This window comes from Thalassospira mesophila, assembly GCF_002115755.1.
Lineage (GTDB): Bacteria > Pseudomonadota > Alphaproteobacteria > Rhodospirillales > Thalassospiraceae > Thalassospira > Thalassospira mesophila.
This window is the reverse complement of record NZ_JFKA01000002.1, coordinates 339,284-365,437: the sequence shown is the minus strand read 5'-3', so window position 1 is coordinate 365,437 and position 26,154 is coordinate 339,284. Positions and strand designations below refer to the sequence as shown.

Below are 26,154 nucleotides of genomic sequence, written 5' to 3'. Positions count from 1 at the left end.
ATCAGTGCCTCCGTTTGTTTTGACAAAGATTGCGTCCCACGCCAGCGAGCGATATTTTGTCTTGGTGAAAAGATGGAATAACCCGATGCAACCCGTAAACCCGCAAAACACCACCGCCGAAGACACGGCCCGGTTTGGCCGCAAATTGCGCCAGTGGCGGCGCATGGCTGAAATCAAGCAGCAACGCCTGGCCGATATATTGGGGGTGACGCAGGCAACGGTATCGCGCTGGGAAAAGGGAATGCAACAACCTGCCCCGTTACAATACCAGCTTTTGCACGAGATGATGACGCGTAACCGCAATATCCGCCTTGACCACGCGGTGAAGCGGCTGGTGGTGCAGTCACGCCAGCGGGTTCACCTGATCGAGGATCGCAGCCACCGGCTGTTATGTTCATCCCACCCCCGTCAGCACGAATGGCAACGCGCGGACCATGATTTGCTGGGCCAGTCCTTATGGCGCTTTGCCACGCCCGAAATTGCCGCCGCCGAAAAAAGCCTGCATCACATGGGCTGGCACGACGATATGGCCGACCATGTTTTATTTGCCAACTCCACCCGTGATGGTGCCCCCATGCGCATTATTGACCGCTATATCCTGTGGGAACGGTTTTTCCTTGCCGATGGCCGGGCCGTGCGGTTAACCACCGGGTTTGATGACCGCCCGCAGCAATATTAATCCCGAAAATATCACCACAGATTAAGGTGAAATCACGCCACGCGCCGGGCCTGAAACCGCCCGTATATTTCATACGTGGTGATGTGGGGGCGAGCACGATAAAAGCACGCAAAGCTTAATTTGGAATAATCCCATGCGTGCCGTTTTTCCAATTATATTTCTTTACGGAGCCGGGCTTTGCGCCTCGATGCAGGTGGGGTTGATCGGGCCGATTGCAACCTTGCTGCGCGCGCAATTTGACCTGTCACAGGCCCAGTTCGGCCTTGTCGCATCGCTGATTACGGCGGCGGGGGCGATTTGCGCCATCCCGGCCGGGGTGTGGGCCGCACGGCTGGGGCTGAAACAATCGGTTCTGGCCGGGGGTGCTATGATGCTGGTCGGGGCGGTTGTTTTTGCCCAGGCCGATCGCATCGGGTTTCTATATGGCGGGCGCTTTCTGACCAGCATCGGCTATTTGCTGATTGTTGTTGGTGCGCCCAGCTGGATGACACATTTGGGCTCCCCGCGCGTGGTGGCACTGGCCATGGGCATATGGGGCACCTTTGTGCCCGTGGGCATTGCGCTGGGCACCTGGTTAAGTGCGGCGTTAAGCAGCTATTTTGGCTGGCAGATCGCCGTGTTGGGATGTGTCGCACCGGTTTTGGTGTTTTTGGCACCGCTGGTGTGGATGAAAAACCCGCCCTGTGATGAATTTAACCGCCCCCTGACCCGCAGCATTGGTGCTGTTTTGCGCAATCGCAATGCCGTTTCGGTGGCCCTGACATTTGCCCTGTTTGCTGGCACCACATCGGCAACGGTGGCCTTCATGCCCGCCATGCTAATGGACTGCCTGCACGTCAGCCTTGCGGTTGCGGCAACCGCCATTGGCATCACCACGATCTGTTTTAATCTTATCGGGTCACTGGCGGGGGGCTTCTTTCTGGGGCGCGGTGTTCCGGGGCGCACGCTGTTATTGTGGGCATTGCCTGCGATGGCGCTTAGCATTGCGCTTGTTTATCAGGCCTCCAGCCTGGCCATGGCGGTGATATTTCTTGCCAGTTTTAATACCGGCCAGGGCATTGTGGCAGGCACCTGCTTTGCCATTCTGCCACGCATTGCGCAAATTGGCCTGCCAATGCCCGCCTTGCAAGGCATGCTGGCCCAGTTTGCCGAAATATCGGTTGTGATTATTCCGCCGGTGGCCGGCCTGATTATTGATGATTTTGCGTGGTCCGGTGCGGCCTTGGCCTTTGCCGGATTTTATCTGCTGGCCATGATTTTCGCCAACCGCCGCCCACGAATTGCACCCTGATCACGATACGATTATTGCGTATCAACGCCTTGCCAGATCGGGGTCTTGACCAAAAGCCGAAAGCGAGCGACTTTGCCATGCGCAAAACATGGCAAAGGATGCGGAATGACCTGGCTAAAAGCCATCTTTATCGGTTTGTTACTACTGGTTATTGTGGCTATTTCCGGGTTTTTCATCTGGCTTGCCCCGGTGGGTGCTGGCTATACCGCCAAGGTGTTATGTTCGCGAATCTTTGTAAGTGGCCTGTCATCCGAACGCGCGCTGCGCGAAGATGTTCTTTCCGACAATAACAGCCTGTTATCGCTGATTACGGCAAATATCGATTTGCGCCATCAAACAGTCAGCGCCCATGCCTTCGGGTTTCGCACCCGCGTCGCGGTCTATCGCCCCAATCTGGGTTGTACCCTGACCGACCCTGATCATGTGGCATCCCTGCAAAATACCGCCCCGGTTTTACGCCCGATCCCGCCCCAACCGCTGATGACGGCCCCGTTGCCGCCCGGAACCGACCGGCGCAAGTTTAACAATATTCTGGCCGACGCCATGGACGAGCCAACCATTGAGCCCAGCCGCCGCACACGCGCGATTGTGGTTATGTACAAAGGCCGGGTTATTGCCGAACGCTATGGCGAAGGCATCACAGTCAATACCCCCCTTACCGGCTGGTCGATGAGCAAAAGTGCGTTTTCTGCCATTTTGGGCCGCATGCGCCTGAACGGTATGTTGCCGCCGTTGAACTACCCGGTCAGCATCAATGAATGGGATACCCGGCCCAACGACCCGCGCGTTAAAATTACCTATGATGAATTGCTGCAAATGAGCAGCGGGCTGGAATTTGATGAAAGCTACTGGAACCCGGTCTCAGATGTGGTGCAAATGCTGTTTGTCGCCCCCAGTGCCGCCGGGCTGGCGGTTTCAAAACCGCTGGCGCAAACCCCGGGCACGGTATGGGCGTATAATTCCGGCACGACCAATGTGCTATCGGCTGCCATGCGCAACCTGAGCATGTCTATGCAGCAATATCAGGCTTTGCCAACCGAATTGCTTTTCCGTCCGCTCGGCATGCGTCACGCGGTGATTGAAACCGACAGTGACGGCTATCTGGTCGGGTCGAGTTTTATGCATGCCACCGGGCGTGAGTGGGCCAAGCTGGGTCAGCTTTATTTGCAGGACGGCGTCTGGAACGGCACCAGACTGCTCCCGAAGGGCTGGGTTGCCCACGCCACCAGCCCGGCCCCAAACGCTCCTGACGGGGCCTATGGGGCGCACTGGTGGCTAAAACTCCCCGACTATGGCAACAAATTATCCCAAAAAGGTTCAACACTGCCGGAAATCGTCCCTGCGGATGCGTTTTTCGCGCTTGGCCATGATGGACAATCGCTTTCGATTATCCCGTCAAAGGATCTGGTGATTGTGCGCCTGGGTCTGACACGCAGCCACAATGCTTTTAACCCGCGCCAGTTTGTTGGTGGCATCGCCAGCCTGTTTCCCACCCATCAGGACGATCCTGCACGCGACAACACAACGGATGATACCGATACCCCGTCACGTTGATCGACACCGCTTGTCGCCACTCAACAGCGATCACCTCGTCCTTCAGGCGGCTGGCGGCTGACGATAGGCAGCAGGTGACAGGCAGTTTGATAAAGCCCGCGCATCACGCGCCACAAACGCCGCGATCACGTTAAAACTCACCCCAAAAACAATCATCCCCCGCCGCGAACGACAGGGGATGATAAAAATCTGATGCAAATATCGGGCTGCCCGCACCATGCGGACAATGACACAGACGTGCCACCGTTACCGAAAGGCAGGCTCGTCAAGCGAGCGCAGCTTGCGCGAATGCAGCTGATTGACATCCGCCCGCAAGGTATCGATCGTTTGCAAACCGATTTCAAGGTGCTGGCCAATCCGCTGGCGATAGAAATTATTGGCCATGCCCGGCAATTTCAGTTCGCCGTGAACCGGTTTGTCCGACACGCACAGCAAGGTGCCATAGGGCACGCGAAAACGAAAACCGTTGGCAGCGATGGTGGCACTTTCCATATCCACCGCAATCGCCCGGGCCTGGTTAAGGCGCACAAACAATTCGCTATATCGCAGTTCCCAGTTCCGGTTATCGGTCGTGGCGACGGTGCCTGTGCGCATCCGGGCCTTCATTTCCTTGCCTGTCAGGCCGGTTACCCCGGCAACAGCATTGGCCAGCGCCACCTGGACCTCGGCAATTGGTGCCACAGGCACCCACAAGGGCAAATCGGAATCCAGCACATGGTCATCACGGACATAGCCATGGGCCAGCACATAATCCCCCAACAACTGGCTTCGGCGCAAACCGGCGCAATGGCCCAGCATCAACCAGCAATGTGGCCGTAAAACTGCAATATGGTCGGTCGCTGTTTTGGCATTGGACGGGCCAACACCGATATTAACCAGGGTAACGCCAAGGCCGTCTTCGCGGATCAAATGATAGGACGGCATTTGCGGCAACTGTTTTACCGCATCCCCGCCGGCCTGCCATTTTTTCGGGGCATCTTTGCGCACATGGATTGCAGGGCCGGGCTCGACAAAGGCCACATAGGGGCTTTTGGGGTCTTCAAGCTGGGCCTTGGCATATTCGATAAATTCATCGACATAGCGCTGGTAATTGGTGAACAGAACAAACTTCTGGAAATGTTCGGGCGCGGTTGCGGTGTAATGGCGCAAGCGGGCCAGCGAATAATCCACCCGTTCGCCCGAAAACAGCGACAGCGGCTTGGGCACATCGCCATTGCGAACATGCACACCGTTGGCGATGTCATCATCGGTCCGTGCCAGATCGGGCATATCAAATGTCATTTGCAACTGGCGAATATCGGTCGGCCCGATGGCATCAGTTGCGGTTTCAACCAGAAACGGCACCGGAATAGGCCGGTCTGATACGCCAACAACAACCGGCACATCGTGGTTTTTCAGCAGAAGTTCAATTTGTTCGCGGTAATATTGCTCAAACAGGTCCGGCCGGGTCAGGGTGGTGCCATACACCCCGGGATCGCGCGGCGCACCATAGGAAAGCGTGCTTTCAACATGCAGCTTTTCGGGCGGCACTTCGATGCCAAGATAGGGGTAATAGGCACGCACCGGCGAGGTTTGATGGCCATTGCCAAAACGGGTAAAGGCTTCGCGAACAGCCGTTCCGCCGGTCTCGTAAATATCCCGAATGCGCGACAGTGCCTTGTCTGCGTCGGTAAATTCAAACAGATCGCGAACCGATCCGTGGATTCCAGATACCATAAAGAATGCTCCTTTTTATTTTTTTTGGTTGTGAGCGAGAGATTTATCACCGCTCAACCCGGTGCTGGCAACCCCCAATTGTGCAAATGTGAAATGCAGATCGCACGATCAGACCGCGTCCGCGCCCCGTAAATAATTACACACCCCGCACAAAACAGCACCTTCTTACCCACACCGACCCAGGACTGTGCCCGCGATTTTCAAATTTCCCAAATGACAGTTTTCCAAATCATGGCAAAACCAAAGATCAATGCAATGGTGGTCTTTGTCGCTAACTTTAAAACACCCGAATCGCCCGTTGCCGTTCATTGTTCCATCCCGCCACACCCGAACCGGGCCATGCAGGTTTCCTGTGAATTAAATGACCAATGGTCATTGATGGGCGCGGTGCAGTGCGGCAATAGCACAGGGCGCGCCGAAAGCGCGGGATTGGGCGAAAAACAGGGAAGTTTGAGCCTGTATGGCATCACATATGGCCCCGAACGGTTTTCGTTCCGGACAAAAAAAGGGGCCGGAGCATAAGCACCGACCCAAGAATGGGGCTGATAAGACGTTGAGGAAAAAGACCACAACCCCGGTTCGGCAAGAGGCACACTTGCCGAAAACCAATAAATGACTACTGGTCATTTATGGAATACGGGAAATTTTCAAAAAAGGCAAGCCGGTAAACACTCGGAAAATATGTTTTTCGCATTTGCGAAACATACAGCCTGCACAGCGACCGCCCACGACGTCGCACGACACCAAACCGCCTATCCCGCCCCCGGCGGGACAACTACCCCGGGCGTGTACCTTGGGCAACCGGCTTGGCTTACCTTCAGCCTGGTTCAACTCGGTTTAACGCAACACCTGCCTGACTGCCACCCGAGCCGGTACACATCCACGCCGGATGTAAGAACAAGGTGGCTATACCAATAACGGTAAAAATTGCTGTACCGGTTTTAAAGATACATCGCCGTTACGTTTCACGAGTCGCAGCCCTGAAAACGTAGAAACAAATCTACAAAATACGCTCTGAATTCAAAGAGAAGCGCGGTCGCGCCCCCATATGTGTCCATCACAGGCACCGGCAAACAAAAAAGAAGCCGGTTCCTGTAAAAGAACCGGCCCAATTCGGGATTGAACTAAAAGACGTTGAGGGAAAAGATGGCAATCCCGTGTATTCGCTGCGTCAGTGAAGCAAGCCGACAGATTTAGCTAGCTTCTTAAGTCTTTGTACGCGGTGATATTGAAGAAAATCGATTTTATTAGTGTCATTTTCATGACCTTTTTCAATATCGATGATCGTTTTAGCGGCCAGCGGGTCACTTTGCACAAGTTGTTCGATTTCGTGCTTGTCAGCATCTGTTTCAATCTTGCCGTGCACATAATTCAGAATGTCTTCCCTGCCGTATATAGCAAGAATTGCTGTCATTACCCAGCCTCCGTCACAAATCGTGAAACATGTTCGCGTGCTTCAATTTGGCCAACCATCTCGCGCATTTTGCGGCGAGCACGTCCGACACGCGACTTTACTGTACCAATTTCAACATTCATGAATTTGGCAGCGTCCTGATAGGACATTTCATCTACTGTCGTTAGCAGGATCGCCTGGCGCTCCTGCTCGGGAAGTTCATCAAGGACCCGATCAGCGTCGCGAAGTTGCAATCGCGCCATCTGATTACTACCGTGCCCATAGACATCGCCAAGATCGTCCCAGTCAACATGATGACCACGGGTCTTGATCCGGCGGACTTCAGAAATAAACGTATTGAACAGGATGCGGTGCAACCATGCTTTCAGGCTGGTGCCCTCTTCGAATTTGTCCTGTTTGCTGATCGCTTTAAGCAAGGTGTCTTGAACAAGATCATTGGCACGGTCCTGAGTACCACTCAGTCGATATGCATGACGACGCAGAGCTGGAACGTGATCTTCAATTTCATTCATTACCTGGCCCGACATCACAACCTCCGTTTTTTGTTGATGACCCAACTTAACAGAAACCAGAAATAAACAAAGTAATTTCGTATACTTCACCACCTCAATACACTCCCTATACACAGTATAAACAACTAATGGAGGGTGATTAACCTAATCATTATAACTAACTGCATCACAATACATATGTTGTTCACATTGATTATTTTACGTATATTAATCAAAGGCTGTATCCTGCTCAAAACCAGTATTATGGTTGAGTTACGGAGAAAACAGCGGTAACGTCAGTTACTCCAAAATTTACGAAACCACCGCATATCAACGGTTTCCGCGCCACCCTAGAAGGGCGCGGATGAGCAAAGGAGCACAAAGTGCCCACGTCTAAACGGACCGAGAAGCTCCAAATTATGTTGGACGACGACGAGCTGAAGGTGATTGATGATTGGCGTTTCGAGCACAGAATGCCGACGCGAGCCGCTGCAATCCGCGAATTAATTCGCCGTGGATTGGTCTCTGAGGACGTTGAGGCCCCTGACGTTGAGGGTAAAACGACCACAGATTTTCGTATTGAAGCTGAATAATGGCGAAAAAAACGCCCGGAAAAATCGACCGGGCGTTTTTATTTCAATATTCCAACAATTAATTGCTTCAATATTTGCCGCTCCCCGACTTTATTTTGCCTCTTTACTGCCTTGTTTGGCACCTCGACGGGAAAAATAGCGGACATAGCCAGCGCCAAAAAGGCGCACAATCGCGAAAAGTCCGTAATATCGAATCGCCCGTGACAAAAAAATCGCGCTAAAAAACAACCAGAATGAATAATTGGTAACCCCTGCCGCCAATGCAGCAAGCTGCATCGGGGCCGGTGTGATGCTTATAATGAACACCACCCAGAATCCCCCGTCCCTGAAACGGTTCTGAAGCTGGTAAAATTGTTCATGGCCACCGCTCCAGTCCAGAAACGGGGTGACAACATTGTCAAACATTCCCCAGGCCAATAAATAAAGCACCACAGCGCCAAGCAGACTTCCCGCCAGCGTTACAGTCGCAATCTGCATGCCACGCTTACGCGAAATCGCCATAAGCGGCGTAATAATAATTTCGACCGGAATGGGAATGATGGTTGTCTCAAGAAATGATGCAACACCAATGCCGGTCAATCCGCGCTTGCCCGCAGCCAGCGCTTCGAGAGGACGTCGCAATCGCTGCCAAAATCCGGCAAATCCTGTTTTCTGGAATGATTTTTTGTCGTCACCAGAATGCAGTTCAGTCATTGGCGTTCTGTTCCCGTATAGGCGATGCGCTTTATTAACGCCGAGCATTTCACAATTAAAAACGGCCCGCCCCAAAGTTGAGGCGGACCGAAGCACCCGTGGACTTACATGCGCCCAATCAGGTTGTGATGTCTGTTATTGAGCGTCAGGCTCGTCGTCGAGTGCATTCTGTGCCTTGTTCAGAGCGGCAATCGTTTCGGCCTTTACGTCTTCCCACGTTTCGGCAGATGAATCCTGAACATCATCCATCGCTTCGCTCAGATTGTCCTTCGCGTCGTCCCAGGCATCGCCAATAGCGTCCATTGCGTCGTCGCTATTGTCGGCCGCAGAATCTTTCATCTCGTCGTATTTGTCACCGAGCTGATCAGATTTTTTCTTGGCCCAATCCATGAAATCATTTTTCTGCTCATAGGAATAATCCTTGGCATCGTTGAATTCATCTTTGGCATCATTTTTCATTTCGGTCGCGTCGGCCTTAACGGCGTCATCCGTCTTCATTGTATTGGTGTTTGCAGAATCCGCATGTGCCGGCGCAAAAACAGCCGCAGACATCATAATGGTACCTGCCATCAACATTGCTTTACCAAGCATCACAACCTCCATTTTTTTGTTTAAAAGCAGCGTCTTTATTTAACGTTGCTTGCCCTGTCTAACGAGACGGGAAAGATGATGTTCCCAAATCGGGTTATTTATTTCGATGGAACTTCTGCCTTCGCGCCCGCGTTCTATAGCCAATCGTTCATCTACTTTGAACGACACGATCCATAAGAAAGCAGGAGTTACCCATGGCTCAGAGCAATATGCAGAGCGTTGCCAAGGAAGTACCGGTCGAGACCGGCGTTGAACGCAAGGACCGTCGCAAACTGTCCGAAATGCTGACACGTATCGTCGCATCCTCGCATGTTCTGTACGGCAAGGTTCGTGGCGTACACTGGAATGTCGTCGGCCCGAACTTCTATTCGCTCCATAAAATGACCGAAGAACAGTACGAAGATTTACATACCGCCAATGACGACATGGCAGAACGCATTCGCGCCATCGGCTTTACCGCGCCGACCGGCCTTTCGACCATGATCAAAAATTCGGTTGTCACCGACGAAACCGAATTGCTCAAGACCGATGAAATGGTGCGCGAGCTGATTGAAGACCACGAAAAAATGGCCAAGCTGCTGCGCGAAGGTGTTACCGAAGCCGACAGCGTGGATGACCCCAAAACAGCTGACATGCTGACCGAACGCATCGGTGTGCATGAAGAGGCCGCATGGATGTTGCGCGCAACGCTTTCCTGATTGCGCCCGTCACAAAGATGATCAACCGGCGCCACAAAGGCGCCGGTTTTTTTTAGTCATGTTCAGCTTGTATTATGTTCAAACGCACATCAACCTGTGGTTATTGCGTTAAATGTCAGGGAGTTCGATCAGGTGAATAATTCTGACCTCACCGGCAAGGTTCTTATGTTGCTGACCCGTCACAAGGTTCCCGACAGATGGCGCCGCGATGGCGCCCAACCCTTGCGCAGCGTTTTTGAAGATGCGGGCTATCGGACTGAACTGGTGTTTTGTGACGACCCCGGCGCCATGATCGAACAGATCAAAACCGCGACCTGCCCTGGCGATATTGTCGCCATTGGCGGCGGTGATGGCACCATAAACGCGTTGATCGACCCGATTTGCCAGTCAGGCACCGTGCTGATCGCCCTGCCGCTGGGAACCGCCAACGATTTTGCCCGCAGCCTCAAACTGCCCGACGATCCGGTACAGGCCGCACAGGCCGCCATTAATGGCCAGCTGGCAATGCTTGATATTGGCCGGGTTAATGGCAAAAGTTTTGTCAATGCGGCCTCCATCGGCGTTCCCGCCGATGCCCGCAAACGCATCAACCCCGATTTGAAACGCTGGACCGGTGCGATTAGCTATGCCATTGCCAACTGGCAAAGCTGGCACGAAATGACTCCGCTCAAGCTTGACGTCACCTGTGCCGGGCATGATCGGCAGCAGTTGAGTTTGCGCCAGTTAACCGTTACCAACGGCCAGTATTTTGGCGGTGGCCTGCGCCCGCGCGAAAACAAACGCCTGGATGATGGCAAGCTGCATGTTTTTGCTATTCGTGCCGATGTTGATACCTTGTCCGGGATGGATATCGGGGCGGCGTTGCTGTTTGGGTCGGTTGATGAATCGGAACTGGCGCTAACAATGGAATGTGACGACATCCATGTCGATTGTGATGAACCGCACCCGATTTTGGCCGATGGTGAAATTATCAGCAAGCTCCCCGCGCATTTCACCCTTGAACGGGCCGTTTTACCGGTGTTTGCCCCGGCAACCTTTACGGGTGAAGCCAACACCCCCGACGATATCGCCGATGGCGATGCCCTGAATGATATCGCCACCGACACCGAAGACCTCGCCATTCGCATGGAGGCGATTTACAGCATCGCCCAAAGCAGCGACTTCAAGGCAATCTGCCATGACAATGCCCGCGTGCTGCGCGATATTATCCGCCAGCTTGAACTGGCCCTCCGCCCGTATAGATTGCCACTATCATCGCCCGATCCCGATTTTCACAGCATGGAAGCATTGCGCGACCGGGCCCTGGCGTGGGTGCTAAACGACCTTGATGTGCGCATGAGCACCGGGCTGACCAACCAGGTCAACGCCCTTCTGGCCCTGCTGAAAGACTGCCCGATTGATGACAAACCCGAACCGATCCGAAATAACCTGAACGACCTGACACAGGCACTGGCAAACATCCACTCAGCCCTTGCGACGTTTCGCGCAACCCCGGGCGCCTGAACCCTGCCGCGCTGCTCTTTCCCTGTATCAGCAAAAAGGCCGCCGGAGATGCTCCGTGCGGCCTTTCATTTATATTGTACGATGGATCGCGAATTTTAATCTTCAAGTCCGGCAAGGCTGCGGGCAAAGTTGCGCGCCTCGAACGGGCGTAAATCTTCGGCACTTTCGCCAACGCCAATCGCATGTACCGGTTTGCCAAATTTTTCGGCCAGTGCCACAACAACACCGCCCTTGGCCGTGCCGTCCAGCTTGGTCACAATCAGCCCGGAAACATTGGTGGCCGCTGAAAACAGCTCGACCTGTGAATGAGCGTTTTGGCCGGTGGTGGCATCAAGCACCAGCAAGGTATCATGCGGGGCGGTTTCATCGCGCTTGCGGATCACACGGACGATCTTTTTAAGTTCGTCCATCAGATGGGCCTTGTTTTGCAATCGCCCGGCAGTGTCGATCAACAACACATCAACACCGTCGCGCTGGGCCTGATCAATGGCATCAAAGGCCAGTCCGGCGGCATCGGCACCGGTATCGCGTGAAATCACCGGGCAACCGGTACGATCGCCCCAGACCTTTAATTGTTCGACCGCAGCCGCGCGAAAGGTATCGCCCGCCGCCATCATCACATTCAGGCCCTGATCCTTGTAGGATTTTGCCAGCTTGCCGATGGTGGTGGTTTTGCCCGAGCCATTCACCCCGACCACCAAAATCACATGCGGCTTGCGGGTCGCATCAATCACCAGCGGACGTGCCACCGGCTCAAGAATTTTGGCAACTTCTTGCGCAATAAATTCCTGAATCTCGCTGGCATCGACTTCTTTGTCGAACCGGGTCTTTGCCAGTTCCGCGCTCAGTTTGGCAGCGGTTGTTACACCCAGATCGGATGTAATCAGCAAATCCTCGAATTCTTCCAGCGCTTCATTATCAAGGCGGCGCTTGGTAAAAATATCGGCAATGCCGGTGGTCAGTTTCGAGGAGGACCGTTTCAACCCGTCCTTTAGTCGGGCAAACCAGCTTTTTTTCCCCTCATCACTCATTCCATCAGCTCCGCAATCAGTTTTCCGTCTTCATGGCCAACGACTTTTGCCTTGGCGATCGTGCCCGGTTCTATCACGCGATCCAGCACAACGGGAGCAAAATGCTCCGTATGGCCGGTATTTTCCTTTTCAACCAGCACATCCTCGATCAGACCCACGCGGGACTGCAAAAATGCGGCCAGTTGAATATCACCTGCTTCGCGCAGGGCGCTCGCCCGTTCCTTGCGCTTTTCCTTGGCCACCTGCGGCATTTTGGCCGCGGGCGTGCCTGGGCGCGACGAATAGGGAAACACATGCAAATAAATCAGCCCGCATTCTTCAACCAGACGCAGGGTATTTTCGGCCATTTCATCGGTTTCAGTCGGGAAACCGGCAATAATATCGGCACCAAAGGTGACATCAGGGCGCAATGCCCGCACCTTGGCGCAAAAATCGATCACGTCCTGGCGCAAATGGCGGCGCTTCATGCGCTTTAGCACCATATCATCGCCCGCTTGCAGGCTGATATGCATATGGGGCATCAGGCGTGGTTCAGTTTCGATCAGGCGGAAAATATCTTCGTCAATTTCAACCGGGTCGACCGATGAAATGCGCAAACGCGGCAGTTCGGGCACCTGGGCCAGTAACCGGCGGGCCATTTGCCCCAAACTTGGCTTGCCGGGCAAATCATGGCCATAGGATGTAATATCCACCCCGGTCAAAACAACTTCGGCATAACCATTGGCAACCAGTTCACGCACCTGGGTGACAATTTCGCCCAGCGGCACGCTGCGCGAATTACCCCGGCCATAGGGGATAATGCAAAAGGTGCAGCGATGGTCACAGCCATTTTGCACCTGAACAAAGGCGCGCGCCCGGCCTTCAAAGCCCGACACCAGATGGCTGGCGGTTTCTTCCACCGACATGATGTCGTTTACGATCACGCGTTCATGGCTGATATCCATGAAGGTTTCGGCCTTCATTTTGGTATCATTGCCAAAAATGCGGTCGATTTCGGTCATCGCGGCGAATTTTTCCGGATTTACCTGCACAGCACAGCCGGTGACAAAAATTTTGGCATCGGGGTTTTCGCGGCGCAAACGGCGAATATTTTGCCGCGCCTGACGTTCGGCCTCGGTCGTAACGGCGCATGTATTGATGATGATGGCATCATCAAGCCCTGCTGCCTTGGCATGGTCGCGCATCACCTCGGATTCATAGGTGTTTAAGCGGCAACCAAATGTAATGACGCGCGGCTCTGTCATGCTCGGCTTTCGAAGACTGGCGGTAAAACGGAAACAAATTTACATCGTCTGGTGAACCGGGGCATGGAATGCTAACCCGAAACGCCAGACAGCCCGGCAACGTTTAGCGCGCTCAGGCGCTGGTTACATACGCTTTTGGGCCCATGATTGCAAGACCGCAGCCCCCGCCCGCCACTTGCACGACCTGCCATATCCCCGAACCCGATACGCCGAAAACACCGGCAAATTTAAAAATTGAACCCGGGACAACCCGCTGAAAACAGGGAAAAATACAAAACCGCGCAATGGTTGCACCCTCGACCGCGCCCCGATAAACAACGTCGGATCACCGATGGCAGTCAGGGGCAATGCAGCCATGCGCGGTGTTTAAGAAACCGGGACGCCGCCATCATAGGGCAGTGCAATGCAATGCTGGTCACGCCCGGCCTGCTTGGCGCGGTACAGGGCATTATCGGCCCGATCGATCAAGGAAGGGCCGCCTTCGTTGCCGTGATATTCGGCGATGCCAACAGAAATGGTCATATGGCCAAACGAGGTTCCCGACGGTTTGGCGCGAATGTCACGGGTGCGTACCCGGTTCCCCAGGTCTTCGGCCAGAAACAGGGCTTCGTCCAGCGTTGTTTGCGGCACCAAAATCACAAACTCGTCGCCGCCATATCGGGCAACGGTGTCTCCGCCCTTGATGCCGGATTTCAAAATACCGGCAATCAACACCAGAATTTCATCGCCAATGCGATGACCATGGCGATCATTGATTTGTTTGAACTGATCAAGGTCGATCATCATCAGGCAAAAGGGCTGACTGTCGCTACCGCTGTCGCGATCAACGACGGTGCAAAGGTCGGTCAGGATCTGTTCAAAATGCAGGCGGTTTGAAATGCGGGTCAGTCCGTCGGTGAAGGATGCCTGGCGGGCTTTATGCAATTCTGTTTGCAGATGTGAAATTTGCTGGTGATACGTCTGTAATTGCCCGGCCAGGCCCGACACTGTTTTTTGTACCCGACGGGTGTGGCGGGCAACCGCGCCAAGCAATTCCATCGGTTTGCCGTCACGGCGCAAAACCGCATCGGTTTCATCTAGTACCTTGTGATAAACCGTCAACTCGCTGGTCACCGCCGCAATGCTTTGTTCGCTGTGTTCGATCACATCAGCAAAGCTTTCCATGCCCTGACGTAAAAATTCGGTGGTCTGACGGTGCAAGATGAAGCGGTCATAAAGGGCAAGCAGGTTTTTGTCGTCAATCGTGCCGTTTTCCTGACGCGACAGGTCAATCGCGCGCACGATATCGGGGTTTTCGTCGGCAAAATAAACAAACCAGACGTGAAACAGTTGCGGCACCGGCGACAGGTCATGCTCGCGCAGCGCCGCGAGCGCAGCCGAGGCAATTTCCCAATGGCGAGATTTAAGAGGAGACATCCGTGCCACCTTGAATTTGTTCTGCGACACCAGAAACAACGACGCAGCAGCGACGCCCGGCCTGCTCACCCGAACGGATGACCATACATCACCCAAGGTCAAACCGACACGTTTGCCGATAAAAAAACAGGCCGAACAGAACAAACCGGAAAATCCGGGGATTACCCCCGGATCATGGTTCCCGCACCGCGTTCGGTAAACAGTTCGAGCAACACCGCATGGGGCGCACGGCCATCAACAATAACCGCCGCCTCAACCCCGTTTTGCACGGCATCAAGGCAGGTCTCGGTTTTGGGAATCATCCCGCCCGAAATGGTCCCGTCCGCAATCATGGCATTGATGCTGTCAACATCGGCATCGCGAACCAGTTGTTTGTTCTGGTCCAAAATGCCTTTAACATCGGTCAGCATATACAGGCGACGCGCACCAATTGCCTTGGCGATGGCACCTGCGGCTGTATCGGCGTTGATGTTATAGGTCTGGCCATCCTCGCCCACCCCAATCGGTGCGATGACGGGGATGATATCGGTATTGGTGAAACAATCGAGCACATGCGGGTTCACCTTGACCGGCTCGCCGACAAACCCCAGATCCAGCACTTTTTCAATGTTGCTTTCCGGGTCGCGTTTGGTCCGTGTCAGTTTGCGCGCCGTAATCAGGTGCGCGTCCTTGCCGCACAGGCCAACGCCGACACCGCCAGCCGAATTGATGTTGGAGACAATTTCCTTGTTGATCTTGCCTGCCAGCACCATTTCAACAACGTCAATCGTGCGCTGGTCGGTCACACGCAAGCCGTCGATAAATTCAGACTGGATGTTAAGTTCTTTAAGCATCTGGCCAATCTGCGGCCCGCCGCCATGCACCACAATCGGGTTCATGCCAACCTGCTTTAACAAAACAACATCCTGGGCAAACAAACGGGCCAGCTCAGGATCACCCATGGCGTGCCCGCCATATTTGATCACTATTTTCTGGCCGTTATAGCGTCGCATGTAGGGCAAAGCTTCCGACAGAACCTTGGCGCGCGCCAAGGTCCGATAGGCACTGGACTCGGAACTTTCGTCGTCGGGACGGACTTCTTCGCTCATAATGCTCCCCAATTCATGCAACGCGGCAGTCTGATTATTATAACAGGCTTGCAACCTCGGCACGCAATTCCGCGATGCCGGTATTTTTTTCGCTGGAAGTTGCAAAAATCTGATTAAGGGCAGCGGGATGTTTTTTCAACGCGGTAACCACTTCGGCAATGCGTTTGTCCATCTGCCCTTTTTTCAGTTTGTCCGCCTTGGTCAGAACAACCTGATAGGACACGCCCGTTTCATCGAGCATTTTCATCATTTCAAGATCCGCGCCCATAAAGCCGTGGCGTGAATCGATCAAAACAAAAACACGCCGAAGCGTAACACGTCCGCGCAAATAAAAGCGGATCAGCCCCTGCCAGTTGCGCACAACATCCTTGGGTGCCTGGGCAAAGCCATAACCGGGCAAATCAACCAGGTTAAAGGCCCCGTCCAGATCAAAGAAGTTCAGCTGCTGGGTCCGGCCCGGCGTGTTTGATGTCCGCGCCAGATCCTTGCGTGAACACAGCGCATTAATCAGGCTGGACTTGCCAACGTTGGATCGTCCGGCAAAACAGATTTCCACCTTGTCTTCGGTTGGCAGTTGCTCAAGTGTGGCAACGCCCAACATGAAGGTAATCGGGCGCGTGAACAACATGCGCCCGGCTTCGATCTGCCTTGTTTTATAGGTCGGTACTGGTGACAGCACCGGCATTTTTTCTGCGGTCATTTTTTTCCGTATCCGCGCTTGGCGGCCCGAAGACGGGGGTCGTTAGACCCCCATCCGGTACATTATGTAACGCTGCTGAAGAATCGACAGCGTGTTGTTCCAGGCCCAATAGATCACCAGACCTGCCGGGAATTTCGCCAGCATGAAGGTAAAGATAAGCGGAAGGAACATCATGATCTTGGCCTGGGTCGGATCGGCCGGAGCGGGATTAAGTTTTTGCTGCAAGAACATGGTAATCCCCATGATCAGCGGCCAAACCCCGATCATCAGCATATGCGGCGGCGTCCAGCTGATCAAACCAAACAGGTTGAACAACGTGGTCGGGTCGGGTGCCGACAAATCCTGAATCCAGCCAAAGAACGGCGCATGGCGCATTTCGATGTTCACAAACAGCACTTTATAAAGCGCGAAGAACACCGGAATTTGCACAACGATCGGCAAGCAACCCGACGCCGGGTTGATCTTTTCACGTTTGTACAGGCCCATGATTTCCTGCTGCTGACGCTGACGGTCATCGGCGAACTGTTCGCGGATTTTCGTCATTTGCGGCTGCAGCTTTTTCATGCCGCTCATGGATTTGTAGGATTTGTTCGCAAGCGGGAACATCACCGCCTTGACCAGAACCGTAAAGGCCAGGATCGACAGACCGAAGTTGCCAATCACATGGTTGATCCACTGCAGGATCTGGAAGAACGGAATGGTCAGGAACCAGAACCAGCCAAAGTCAATCGCACGATCAAGCAGTTTGATGTCGTACTTGTCGGCATAGGCATCAAGAAGGTTATATTCCTTGGCCCCTGCAAACATATGACTTTCCGAGGTCGCACTGGCACCACTTGCGATGGTGCGCGCAGCCCCCAGATAATCAGCCTGGAACTTGTCGGTATTGTTAACAGTGTGATGGCTGAACCGTGCGGTCAGGCTTTCGTCATTGGCCGGAGCCAACGCCACCAGCCAGTATTTGTCGGTGATACCGACCCAGCCGCCGGTGGATTTTTTGCTAACCGCACCGTCATCTTCCATCAGGTCCTTGTAGCTGATTTCTTTCAGCGACCCGTCGATAACACCGACCGGACCTTCATGAAGGATGTAATAACCTGATGTATGGGGCAAGCCACGACGCGAAATCAAACCATACGGATAAAGCGAAACTTCCTTGCCGCTGTCATTTTTGACCGACTGCTTGACCGAGAACATATAGTTCTCATCAATCGAAATCGTGCGGGTGAAAGTCAGGCCCTGGCCGTTATCCCAGCTGAGCGTTACCGGCTTTTCCGGGGTCAGCGTGTCGCTATCGGCCTGCCAGCGGGTATCATTGCCCGGCAGGGCAATATCACCGGCACCATCGGCTGCAACCCAGCCAAATTCGCCAAAATACGCATCGTCCGACCCGGCAGGGTTCAGAACGTGGATCAGCGGGCTGTTGGGGTCTTCGGTTTCCCGATACCCTTGCAACTGGATGTCGTCAATCAGGCCACCAACCAGACGAATGGAGCCCTGCACGCGCGGTGTATTGATTTCAATACGCGGCGACGACGCCAGGGCATCATCACGGTTTGCGACGGGCGCTGCGGTTTTGCCACCGGGCGCAGACGGAGTCTGCGTCGATGAGGAAGGCTTCGGTGCAGTGGAATTGGTATCCAGCTGCTCGCGAACCTGCGCCTCGCGAACCTGGGGATCAGGTTTGTGAGGGAAAAGGAATTGGAACCCGACCAGGATTACGACCGAAACCGCAATCGCAATCCAGAGGTTACGTTGTTCTTTCATCGCCTCTTTCCGCTTTCGTCCGGCGGCCCATCGGCCTGACCGGCTGTTATTCTATCTATATGACGAAAGCGCCGAGGACCGAGGGTCTCTGTCCGGCGGCGCCTCTTTTCGTTCGCAACCACAATCAGGCACAGGATCGTATCCGTGTCCACCCCAGGGATGGCACCGCATGATCCGTTTAAACCCGATCCAGCCACCTTTCAACGCCCCGTGTTTTGCCAAAGCCTCCATCATGAAGGCCGAGCATGTTGGCTGGTAACGACATTGCCATCCAACATAGGGGGATAAAAAAAGCTGATAGCCCCGAACGGCGAGTTGCATGAGGCGCGCAAGAGGGCTCATTTTACCGAGCCACCTTTTGTCTGACGTTTCCCGCCCTTGCCTTTATTCCGGCCCCGCACAGGGCGTGATCGGTCAACAGGGGATGGCTTGGCGTCAGGTATACGCCGCAAGGCAGTTCTCATATCGTCAATCAGGGCTTCAAATGGCCGCTCGATGGTTTGATGCCGTCCAATGACGACATAATCCCATCCGGGCAAAGCCAGTTCTTTAGCCAACTGATCGGCGACAGCACGCAAACGCCGCCGAACGCGATTGCGTACGACGGCCTTGCCCACCTTTTTGGTGACGGTAAAACCGATTCTGGCGAACCGGTCTTCTCCGGCGCTTTGTTCTTCCGGCTGGATCCCGGGACGCGGAGCGCCTTGCAGGATCAAACCGTCTGTTACCCATTTACGGCGGGTCCCGGCGACACGAAGAAACTCCGCACGCTTTTTCAGGCGTTCCACCGTAACGGTCACAAGATTAAGCCGACAGACGCTTGCGGCCCTTGGCGCGGCGTGCGGTAATCACGCGGCGGCCACCGACGGTCGCGTTGCGGGAACGGAAGCCATGACGGCGTTTCCGTACGAGTTTGCTGGGCTGGTAGGTGCGTTTCACTGCACATACTCCGTTCTAATGAAGGTAATCCAATAAAATTCGAGGTCCGCTGTATAGGGCTTCCCACCTGCGCTGTCAATCACGCCACCGCCTTTTATCCCCGAAATCCGGCAATAGCGGCGGGTTTTGTTAAGCGCAGCATAAATTTGGAACGCAAGGCCGCAGTGGATAAGGGGCTTGGCGGGCAAAGTCAACGGGATTTCGCATTGTGCCTGAACGAGCACGACGAATCGCGCCATATAAACCATGTCGACATTATCCAGGCACCGTCATCGCGCTCAGATAGAAAACAAGCCTTCGCACCCACGTCGAAAACAATCCCCGGCCCACAAAAAAAAGTCGGGATTCGCGGCCCTTCGCGAAGCAGAATACGACGGGTATATGAAATTTTCCCGCCCGCAAAATAGCACCAAGATCTTGCACGGCTAAAACGACGCAGACAGCTCTGCCCTACCTTTAAACAGGTCTGGCCCCGCGCCATCACAAACGGGTTTTATTCCTCGTCGCTATCGCCGCGCAAGCGGTCCAGAGCGCGTCTTTCGGCCTTGGTCGGGCGGCCACTGCCGCTTTCACGGGTCGCAACCGCAGCGGTGCGAATATCGGCGTCTGCATCCTGCTTTTTAATGCGTGGCGGGGATTGATCGTCATACAGGGTCTGCGCCTCCGGTGCGGGGCCGCGGCGGGTTCCTGACGCAACAATTTCGACAATGCGAATATGCGGCCCCTGAAAAAACTGGAGTCGGTCCCCCGGCCCTACCGCCACACTGGGCTTTGACACCGTATTACCATTTAAAACAATATGCCCGCCCTGGCAGGCTTTGCTGGCAACCGAGCGCGTTTTGAAAAACCGCGCATACCACAGCCATTTATCAATGCGGACCTTGCCGCCAATTTGTTCGACCATTGCCTTTTCCCGTTTAAAAACAATTTCGGCCTGCTGCGAAGATCACAACAGGCCGAAATCCTGATCATTACTGCCTGCCGGGATTTACCCCTTGGCGGCCAGCATTTCCTTCAGCTTGGCAAAAGGAGAATCTTCGTTGATCTGGTTGCTTTTTGCTGCGGGTTGCTGCGTGTTGCCGTTATTGCGGCCACCACCAGAGCCCCCCTTGGGACCGGCTTTGGGGCCGCCCTTGGCATGACGCGGCGCGCCCTTCTGTCCGCCCCGGTTACCGGCACCACGGCCTTCGCCACGGCTATCGGTGCGGCCTTCGCCAGCACCAGCAGCCTGATTGCGCGGACCACGGTTGTTCTGCCCGGACGGATGACGCTTGCGACGATCGACACGCACAAAGAATTTTACCTCTTCGTATTCGTCCTCGTCGGTTGGTGCAGCAGCACCGGCGGCATCAGCATTTGCATCCCCGTCAGAAGCGGCAGCAGCCGATTCGACCGGTTCAACAGCATCTTGCCGGGGTGTTTCTGCCTCGGCAGCAACCTCGGCAGCAGGTGCCGCGTCAGCGACCGTGCCTTCTGCTTCATCTGCAGCCGGCGCGTCCGAGTCGGACGGTGCCACCACAGTTTCAGCAACGGGCTCGGCAGCAGGATCGGCAACCGGTTCCACCACGGCTTTTTTCACCTTGACGATTTCCGGACGCCAGCCCAAAGCCGCAAACACGCCTTCGGCCTGTTCTACCGTGCACCCCAGCAGCGAAAGAAGATCAGGGTCCGGGCGGACCTTGCCATCATTCTCGCGGGCTTTCTGACGCAGCAGGGCGGCAAAGCGCTCCAGCATGTCAACACGGGCCGCCAGCGGGCCGACGGGCATATAACCCGCCGCCAGATAAAACCCCTTGGAATTGCTCCGGTCATTGGGGACCGAGGTCCGGCCTGCCGGTGGCAGTTCGGGCAATGCTTCGAGATCGCGTGAAACGGCCCACAAAATGCCGCGCAACTCGACCGGGTCAGGCTTGAGCGCATCAAGCACATGCACCGTTTCCACGCCCAGACGAACGCCCAGCTTTGCCAGCGCTTTGCGATCCTCGTCGGTCAGATCCTTGATCAGACTTTCAAGTTCGGAGCGCGGGACACAGCCCAGACCTTCGTTAAGCTGGAACAGCAACCCGCGAATCGCACCTGTCATTTGACAGTCACGCAAGCGGGTCAACATTTTGAGACGGGTTTCAATATGGCTGTTCAGCCATGTTTGAATCCGTGTCCGCACCCGTTCCCGGGTTGGACCGTCAAAAAATTCGCTGTCGATGACGCTGATTTCGGGACTCAGCACCGTGTCGCCCTTTTTAAGGGTTGCGACAACGGAGTCGAGCCAAAGGATCTCTAGTTTGCCATTCACGGCGAACTGGGTATCCTCGTCCGTTTCCAGTGTTTTGACGCGCTGGGCAATTTCTCCGCTCAGCGCACGACGGGCGGCGCTGGCGATTGCCTTGCCTTCAAAGGCGGCGTCGGTTTCATCGGCAATGAAACGGAATCCTTCCAGTCGGCCGACGAATTCACCTTCGACCTGGACTTCACCATTCGCAGTGATGGTAGACATGAGTTCAGACTTGTCCTTGAGACTTTTCAATAAAACCGAGGTCCGGCGATCCACAAACCTTTGGGTCAACCGTTCATGTAGCACATCAGACAGCTTGTCCTCAATGGCGCGCGTTCGTTCTTGCCAATGTATCGCATCATCAAGCCAATTATGCTTGTGCGAAACATATGTCCAGACGCGAATACCCGCCAAACGGGACGACAGCTGATCAATATCACCATCATAACGATCCATACGCAAGACCTGTTCGCCCATCCAGTCAATTGGCAGCTTGCTTTTTGGCTGACAAAGGAACTGATAGATGGCTGAAAGCAGGCGCGGATGGGCGTCAGTATGGATATTTCGGAAGTCTGGAATTTGGCAGACTTCCCACAATAGACGCACCCGGTCCGGGGACCGTGTGGTGCGGGCTATATCTTCTATATGCGACAGATAATCCAGCATGATTTCATCAACAGGTTCGCGAACCCGGATTAATGTTGGATCAGAAGGCAGGCGGCGCAGCGATTTTTGCAGGCCCTCAATCGATCTGAAATCAGGCTGGGCCGATCGCCAGTATACTTTGGCCAGCGGCTCAAATTCGTGCGCTTCGATTTGTTCGATAATATCGGGGTCAATGCCCGTCAAATTGCCGGTCACCCCGAAACTGCCGTCATTCATGTGCCGTCCGGCCCGCCCGGCGATCTGGGCGGTTTCGGCGGCACTCAGGCTGCGGTGAAACTGGCCGTCAAATTTTGACAGGGCCGCAAAGGCCACATGTTGCAAATCCAGGTTAAGCCCCATGCCGATGGCATCGGTGGCGATCAGATGTTCGACATCGCCGTTCTGAAACATTTCCACCTGGGCATTGCGCGTACGCGGGCTGAGCGCGCCCAGCACCACCGCCGCCCCGCCTTTCTGGCGACGCACCAGTTCGGCCACGGCATACACTTCCTGGGCCGAAAACGTCACCACGGCCGATTGCGATGGCAGGCGCTGGATTTTTTTCGGGCCGGAATATGTCAGGGTTGAAAAACGCGCCCGTGTCTCGAATTCAACATTCGCTACCAGCTTGCGAATAACGGGGCGAATGGTTGCCGCCCCCATGAACATGGTTTCATAGCGGCCCCGCGCATGAAGCAGGCGGTCGGTAAAAACATGGCCGCGTTCCGGGTCGGCGCACATCTGTATTTCGTCAATCGCCATAAAATCAACCGGCATATTCACCGGCATGGCCTCGACCGTACACAGATAATAGCGCGCATGGGGTGGCAAAATGCGTTCTTCACCCGTAATCAGGGCGACGGCACCCTTGCCCACCCGGGCAATGGCGCGATCATAATTTTCACGCGCCAGCAAACGTAACGGAAAGCCAATCATACCCGTGGTATGTGCCAACATCCGGTCCATGGCCAAGTGGGTCTTGCCGGTGTTGGTCGGCCCCAGAACGGCAAGGATGCGGGGACCTGATCGGGTTGAAATCTGCATTAAACTCTTCCAGCAGGCGGTTTCCCGATACGGGAACCACCGGTCTTAGCGCTTTTCAACACTTTGCCCGCATAAAGTCAAGTATTCTGCCGTTTTGCCTTATCCCGGCATGCAGCCCCCGGTGCGGTCAATTCCCGAACACAAAGATCCCCCCAACGGTCCGCGCCAAATACCGGGCCTGTCGAACAAATCGCGCCTGGAAACCGCGCGCCCCGAATTTCCATGACCCTTTTGCGTCACCGGTGGGGCAAGACCGAAAACATGTGCACCACAAAAAGTCGTTATGATAGATTTACATCATATAAATAAAATCAAAAGACGTGTAGCGAGGGAGGTCATTAATTGCCCCGAATATGAAACATCGCTTTTCCTCGCCGCACCAGTAATAGAAAAAAACTATCGTTATTTAATAAAATTGTGAATTTCCTTTATGATATCGCATTGTTAAGGTTGCTGAAGTGAGGGGCGCGTCCCGCGATATCAAGCGCGTTCACGAAGGATAACGGCACGCGGTTCAATGGCCATTTGCCGGTAAATCAGTCAACGAAGCCATGATCGGAGATTAAGATGGATGGAAACGGTAAGAATACGGCCGGCAAATGCCCGGTGATGCACGGTGGTCACACATCCACAGGTGTCACCAACACCGACTGGTGGCCCAACGCCCTGAACCTGGACATTTTGCACCAGCACGACACCAAAACCAACCCGTTGGGAACGTCATTTTCCTATCGTCAGGCGTTGAAAAGCCTTGATGTTGATGCGCTGAAAAAAGACATGCATGCCCTGATGACCGACAGCCAGGAATGGTGGCCGGCTGACTGGGGCCATTATGGCGGCCTGATGATCCGCATGGCGTGGCATTCGGCAGGGTCCTATCGCCTGGCAGACGGGCGCGGCGGTGGCGGCACCGGCAACCAGCGTTTTGCCCCGCTTAATTCCTGGCCCGATAACGTCAGCCTCGACAAGGCACGCCGCCTGTTATGGCCGCTCAAGAAAAAATATGGCAACAAGGTTAGCTGGGCCGATCTTTATATTCTGGCCGGGACCATTGCCTATGCCTCGATGGGTTTGAAAACATTCGGCTTTGCCTTTGGCCGCGAAGATATCTGGGCGCCGGAAAAAGATACCTACTGGGGCGCTGAAAAAGAATGGCTCGCCCCGAGTGACAGCCGCTATGGCGATCTTGAAAACCCGGCGTCGATGGAAAACCCGTTATCCGCTGTTCAGATGGGCCTGATTTATGTGAACCCCGAAGGGGTGAACGGCACGCCAAACCCGCTTAAAACCGCAGCACAGGTGCGCGAAACCTTTGCCCGCATGGCAATGGACGACGAAGAAACCGCCGCGCTGACCGCTGGCGGGCACACCGTTGGCAAAACCCACGGCAATGGCGATGCCAGCCGCCTTGGCCCCGAACCCGAAGCCGCCGATGTCGAGGCACAGGGCCTTGGCTGGGCCAATCCGAATGGCAAGGGCGTTGGCCGCGATACCATTACCAGTGGCATTGAAGGGGCCTGGACGACCAACCCGACCAAATGGGATAACGGTTATTTCAAACTGCTGTTTGGCTATGAATGGGAACTAAAGAAAAGCCCGGCTGGCGCATGGCAGTGGGAACCGATCGACATCAGAGAAGAAGACAAGCCCGTTGATGTTGAAGACCCGTCCATTCGCTGCATGCCGATCATGACCGATGCCGATATGGCCATGAAGGTTGATCCGGTTTATCGCCAGATTTGCGAACGCTTTGCCAATGATCAGGACTATTTTTCCGACGTCTTTGCCCGGGCATGGTTCAAACTGACCCACCGCGACATGGGCCCGAAGGTACGTTATTTCGGCCCCGATGTACCCAAGGAAGATTTGATCTGGCAGGACCCGATCCCGGCAGGCAGCACCAGCTATGACATCGCCGCCCTTAAAGCCGCGATTGCCAATAGTGGCCTGACGGCCAGCGAAATGATTTCAACCGCATGGGACAGCGCGCGCACTTATCGTGGGTCCGACATGCGCGGCGGTGCCAATGGTGCCCGCATTCGCCTTGCCCCGCAAAAAGACTGGGCAGGCAATGAACCGGCCCGCCTGGCTAAAGTGTTGGCTGTTCTTGAACCGATTGCAGCCCAACATGGCGCAAGCCTTGCCGATACCATTGTTCTGGCGGGTAATGTTGGCATTGAGCAGGCTGTAAAAGCAGCCGGTTACACTATCGACGTCCCGTTCAGCCCCGGTCGTGGCGATGCCAGCGATGAAATGACCGATGCCGATTCTTTTAACGCGCTGGAACCGGTTCACGATGGATACCGTAACTGGCTGAAAGCAGACTATACCGTCAGCGCCGAAGAAATGCTGTTGGATCGCACCCAGTTGATGGGCCTGACAGCCCCTGAAATGGTGGTTCTGGTCGGTGGTATGCGGGTTCTGGGCACCAACCACGGCGGCACCAAACATGGTGTTCTGACCAGCCGCGAAGGTACGCTCAGCAATGATTTCTTTGTCAACATTACCGATATGGCAAATACGTGGAACCCTGCCGGGAATGGTGTCTATGAAATTCGTGACCGCAAAACCGGTGCGGTAAAATGGACCGCCAGCCGGGTGGACCTGGTCTTCGGGTCAAATTCCATCCTGCGTTCCTATGGCGAACTTTACGCCCAGGACGATAACCAGGAAAAATTCGTAACCGACTTTGTCGCCGCCTGGACCAAAGTCATGGATGCGGACCGTTTCGATCTTGCCTGATCGCTAGCGCCTAAACGGCACTACCACCCTGATCTTACCCCTG

General features: G+C 54.7%; 23 protein-coding genes. 7 read left to right on the top strand and 16 right to left on the bottom strand.

Annotated features, from left to right (window positions below; all coding sequences use genetic code 11):
* Positions 1 to 85 precede the first annotated feature (85 nt).
* The 3 genes from TMES_RS06095 (at position 86) to TMES_RS06085 (ending at position 3,524) form a co-directional block, all read left to right on the top strand.
* On the top strand, positions 86 to 679 hold the full coding sequence (locus TMES_RS06095) for a helix-turn-helix transcriptional regulator (protein WP_085580508.1): 594 nt from the start codon (positions 86 to 88) through the stop codon (positions 677 to 679).
* 133 nt (positions 680 to 812) lie between these two features.
* Complete coding sequence (locus TMES_RS06090) at positions 813 to 1,970, top strand: MFS transporter (protein WP_085580506.1); 1,158 nt, start codon at positions 813 to 815, stop codon at positions 1,968 to 1,970.
* A gap of 105 nt (positions 1,971 to 2,075) precedes the next feature.
* Positions 2,076 to 3,524: a serine hydrolase domain-containing protein gene (locus tag TMES_RS06085; RefSeq protein WP_085580504.1), complete on the top strand. Its 1,449-nt coding sequence runs from the start codon at positions 2,076 to 2,078 to the stop codon at positions 3,522 to 3,524.
* Between the two features lie 246 nt (positions 3,525 to 3,770).
* Here the strand turns inward: TMES_RS06085 and TMES_RS06080 are convergent, their stop codons facing one another.
* The 3 genes from TMES_RS06080 to TMES_RS06065 form a co-directional block, all read right to left on the bottom strand.
* Positions 3,771 to 5,240, bottom strand: a complete 1,470-nt coding sequence (locus TMES_RS06080) for an AMP nucleosidase (protein WP_085580502.1) — start codon at positions 5,238 to 5,240, stop codon at positions 3,771 to 3,773.
* Between the two features lie 1,171 nt (positions 5,241 to 6,411).
* Positions 6,412 to 6,654, bottom strand: coding sequence for a hypothetical protein (locus TMES_RS06070; RefSeq protein ID WP_085580498.1), 243 nt, complete (start codon positions 6,652 to 6,654; stop codon positions 6,412 to 6,414).
* Complete coding sequence (locus TMES_RS06065; RefSeq protein WP_245835234.1) at positions 6,654 to 7,166, bottom strand: sigma-70 family RNA polymerase sigma factor; 513 nt, start codon at positions 7,164 to 7,166, stop codon at positions 6,654 to 6,656. Before TMES_RS06065 ends, TMES_RS06070 begins: the two co-directional genes overlap by 1 nt.
* 362 nt (positions 7,167 to 7,528) lie before the next feature.
* Between TMES_RS06065 and TMES_RS22760 the strand changes: the two genes are divergently transcribed.
* Entirely contained in the window at positions 7,529 to 7,738 is a 210-nt protein-coding gene (locus TMES_RS22760) for a hypothetical protein (protein WP_085580494.1), read from the top strand.
* A 90-nt stretch (positions 7,739 to 7,828) separates the two neighbouring features.
* Here the strand turns inward: TMES_RS22760 and TMES_RS06055 are convergent, their stop codons facing one another.
* Both TMES_RS06055 and TMES_RS06050 read right to left on the bottom strand, forming a co-directional pair.
* Positions 7,829 to 8,479 (bottom strand): YqaA family protein, encoded by a 651-nt coding sequence (locus tag TMES_RS06055; protein WP_245835233.1) that lies wholly within the window; start codon positions 8,477 to 8,479, stop codon positions 7,829 to 7,831.
* Between the two features lie 87 nt (positions 8,480 to 8,566).
* Positions 8,567 to 9,022 carry a hypothetical protein gene (locus TMES_RS06050; RefSeq protein WP_245835232.1) on the bottom strand — a complete coding sequence of 152 codons (456 nt, stop codon included), beginning with the start codon at positions 9,020 to 9,022 and terminating at the stop codon, positions 8,567 to 8,569.
* A 194-nt stretch (positions 9,023 to 9,216) separates the two neighbouring features.
* Here TMES_RS06050 and TMES_RS06045 point away from each other — a divergent pair, with 194 nt between their 5' ends.
* Both TMES_RS06045 and TMES_RS06040 read left to right on the top strand, forming a co-directional pair.
* Positions 9,217 to 9,720: a Dps family protein gene (locus tag TMES_RS06045; protein WP_085580488.1), complete on the top strand. Its 504-nt coding sequence runs from the start codon at positions 9,217 to 9,219 to the stop codon at positions 9,718 to 9,720.
* Between the two features lie 132 nt (positions 9,721 to 9,852).
* On the top strand, positions 9,853 to 11,223 hold the full coding sequence (locus TMES_RS06040; protein ID WP_085580486.1) for a diacylglycerol/lipid kinase family protein: 1,371 nt from the start codon (positions 9,853 to 9,855) through the stop codon (positions 11,221 to 11,223).
* A 95-nt stretch (positions 11,224 to 11,318) separates the two neighbouring features.
* Here TMES_RS06040 and ftsY read toward each other — a convergent pair whose 3' ends face one another.
* From ftsY to TMES_RS05975, 11 genes are all read right to left on the bottom strand, one after another.
* Positions 11,319 to 12,254, bottom strand: a complete 936-nt coding sequence (ftsY, locus tag TMES_RS06035; RefSeq protein ID WP_085580484.1) for a signal recognition particle-docking protein FtsY — start codon at positions 12,252 to 12,254, stop codon at positions 11,319 to 11,321.
* Positions 12,251 to 13,498: a tRNA (N(6)-L-threonylcarbamoyladenosine(37)-C(2))-methylthiotransferase MtaB gene (mtaB, locus tag TMES_RS06030; RefSeq protein WP_085580482.1), complete on the bottom strand. Its 1,248-nt coding sequence runs from the start codon at positions 13,496 to 13,498 to the stop codon at positions 12,251 to 12,253. The genes ftsY and mtaB overlap by 4 nt, the downstream gene beginning before the upstream one ends.
* 366 nt (positions 13,499 to 13,864) lie before the next feature.
* Complete coding sequence (locus tag TMES_RS06020; RefSeq protein WP_085581209.1) at positions 13,865 to 14,914, bottom strand: GGDEF domain-containing protein; 1,050 nt, start codon at positions 14,912 to 14,914, stop codon at positions 13,865 to 13,867.
* 161 nt (positions 14,915 to 15,075) lie between these two features.
* On the bottom strand, positions 15,076 to 16,002 hold the full coding sequence (gene argB, locus TMES_RS06015; RefSeq protein ID WP_085580479.1) for an acetylglutamate kinase: 927 nt from the start codon (positions 16,000 to 16,002) through the stop codon (positions 15,076 to 15,078).
* Between the two features lie 37 nt (positions 16,003 to 16,039).
* Entirely contained in the window at positions 16,040 to 16,702 is a 663-nt protein-coding gene (gene yihA, locus TMES_RS06010; RefSeq protein WP_085580477.1) for a ribosome biogenesis GTP-binding protein YihA/YsxC, read from the bottom strand.
* A 42-nt stretch (positions 16,703 to 16,744) separates the two neighbouring features.
* Positions 16,745 to 18,469, bottom strand: a complete 1,725-nt coding sequence (gene yidC, locus TMES_RS06005; RefSeq protein ID WP_085580475.1) for a membrane protein insertase YidC — start codon at positions 18,467 to 18,469, stop codon at positions 16,745 to 16,747.
* 51 nt (positions 18,470 to 18,520) lie between these two features.
* Positions 18,521 to 18,790, bottom strand: coding sequence for a membrane protein insertion efficiency factor YidD (gene yidD / locus TMES_RS06000; protein ID WP_245835250.1), 270 nt, complete (start codon positions 18,788 to 18,790; stop codon positions 18,521 to 18,523).
* Positions 18,791 to 18,807: 17 nt separating this feature from the next.
* On the bottom strand, positions 18,808 to 19,269 hold the full coding sequence (rnpA, locus tag TMES_RS05995) for a ribonuclease P protein component (RefSeq protein ID WP_085580471.1): 462 nt from the start codon (positions 19,267 to 19,269) through the stop codon (positions 18,808 to 18,810).
* A 4-nt stretch (positions 19,270 to 19,273) separates the two neighbouring features.
* Positions 19,274 to 19,408 (bottom strand): 50S ribosomal protein L34, encoded by a 135-nt coding sequence (gene rpmH, locus TMES_RS05990; RefSeq protein ID WP_073953396.1) that lies wholly within the window; start codon positions 19,406 to 19,408, stop codon positions 19,274 to 19,276.
* A gap of 493 nt (positions 19,409 to 19,901) precedes the next feature.
* Positions 19,902 to 20,312, bottom strand: a complete 411-nt coding sequence (locus tag TMES_RS05980; protein ID WP_085580468.1) for an RNA-binding S4 domain-containing protein — start codon at positions 20,310 to 20,312, stop codon at positions 19,902 to 19,904.
* An 84-nt stretch (positions 20,313 to 20,396) separates the two neighbouring features.
* Positions 20,397 to 23,369 (bottom strand): helicase-related protein, encoded by a 2,973-nt coding sequence (locus TMES_RS05975; protein ID WP_085580466.1) that lies wholly within the window; start codon positions 23,367 to 23,369, stop codon positions 20,397 to 20,399.
* Between the two features lie 567 nt (positions 23,370 to 23,936).
* On the opposite strand from TMES_RS05975, the gene katG reads away from it, so the two are divergent.
* Positions 23,937 to 26,111 carry a catalase/peroxidase HPI gene (gene katG / locus TMES_RS05970; protein WP_085580464.1) on the top strand — a complete coding sequence of 725 codons (2,175 nt, stop codon included), beginning with the start codon at positions 23,937 to 23,939 and terminating at the stop codon, positions 26,109 to 26,111.
* The last annotated feature ends 43 nt before the right edge of the window (positions 26,112 to 26,154 follow it).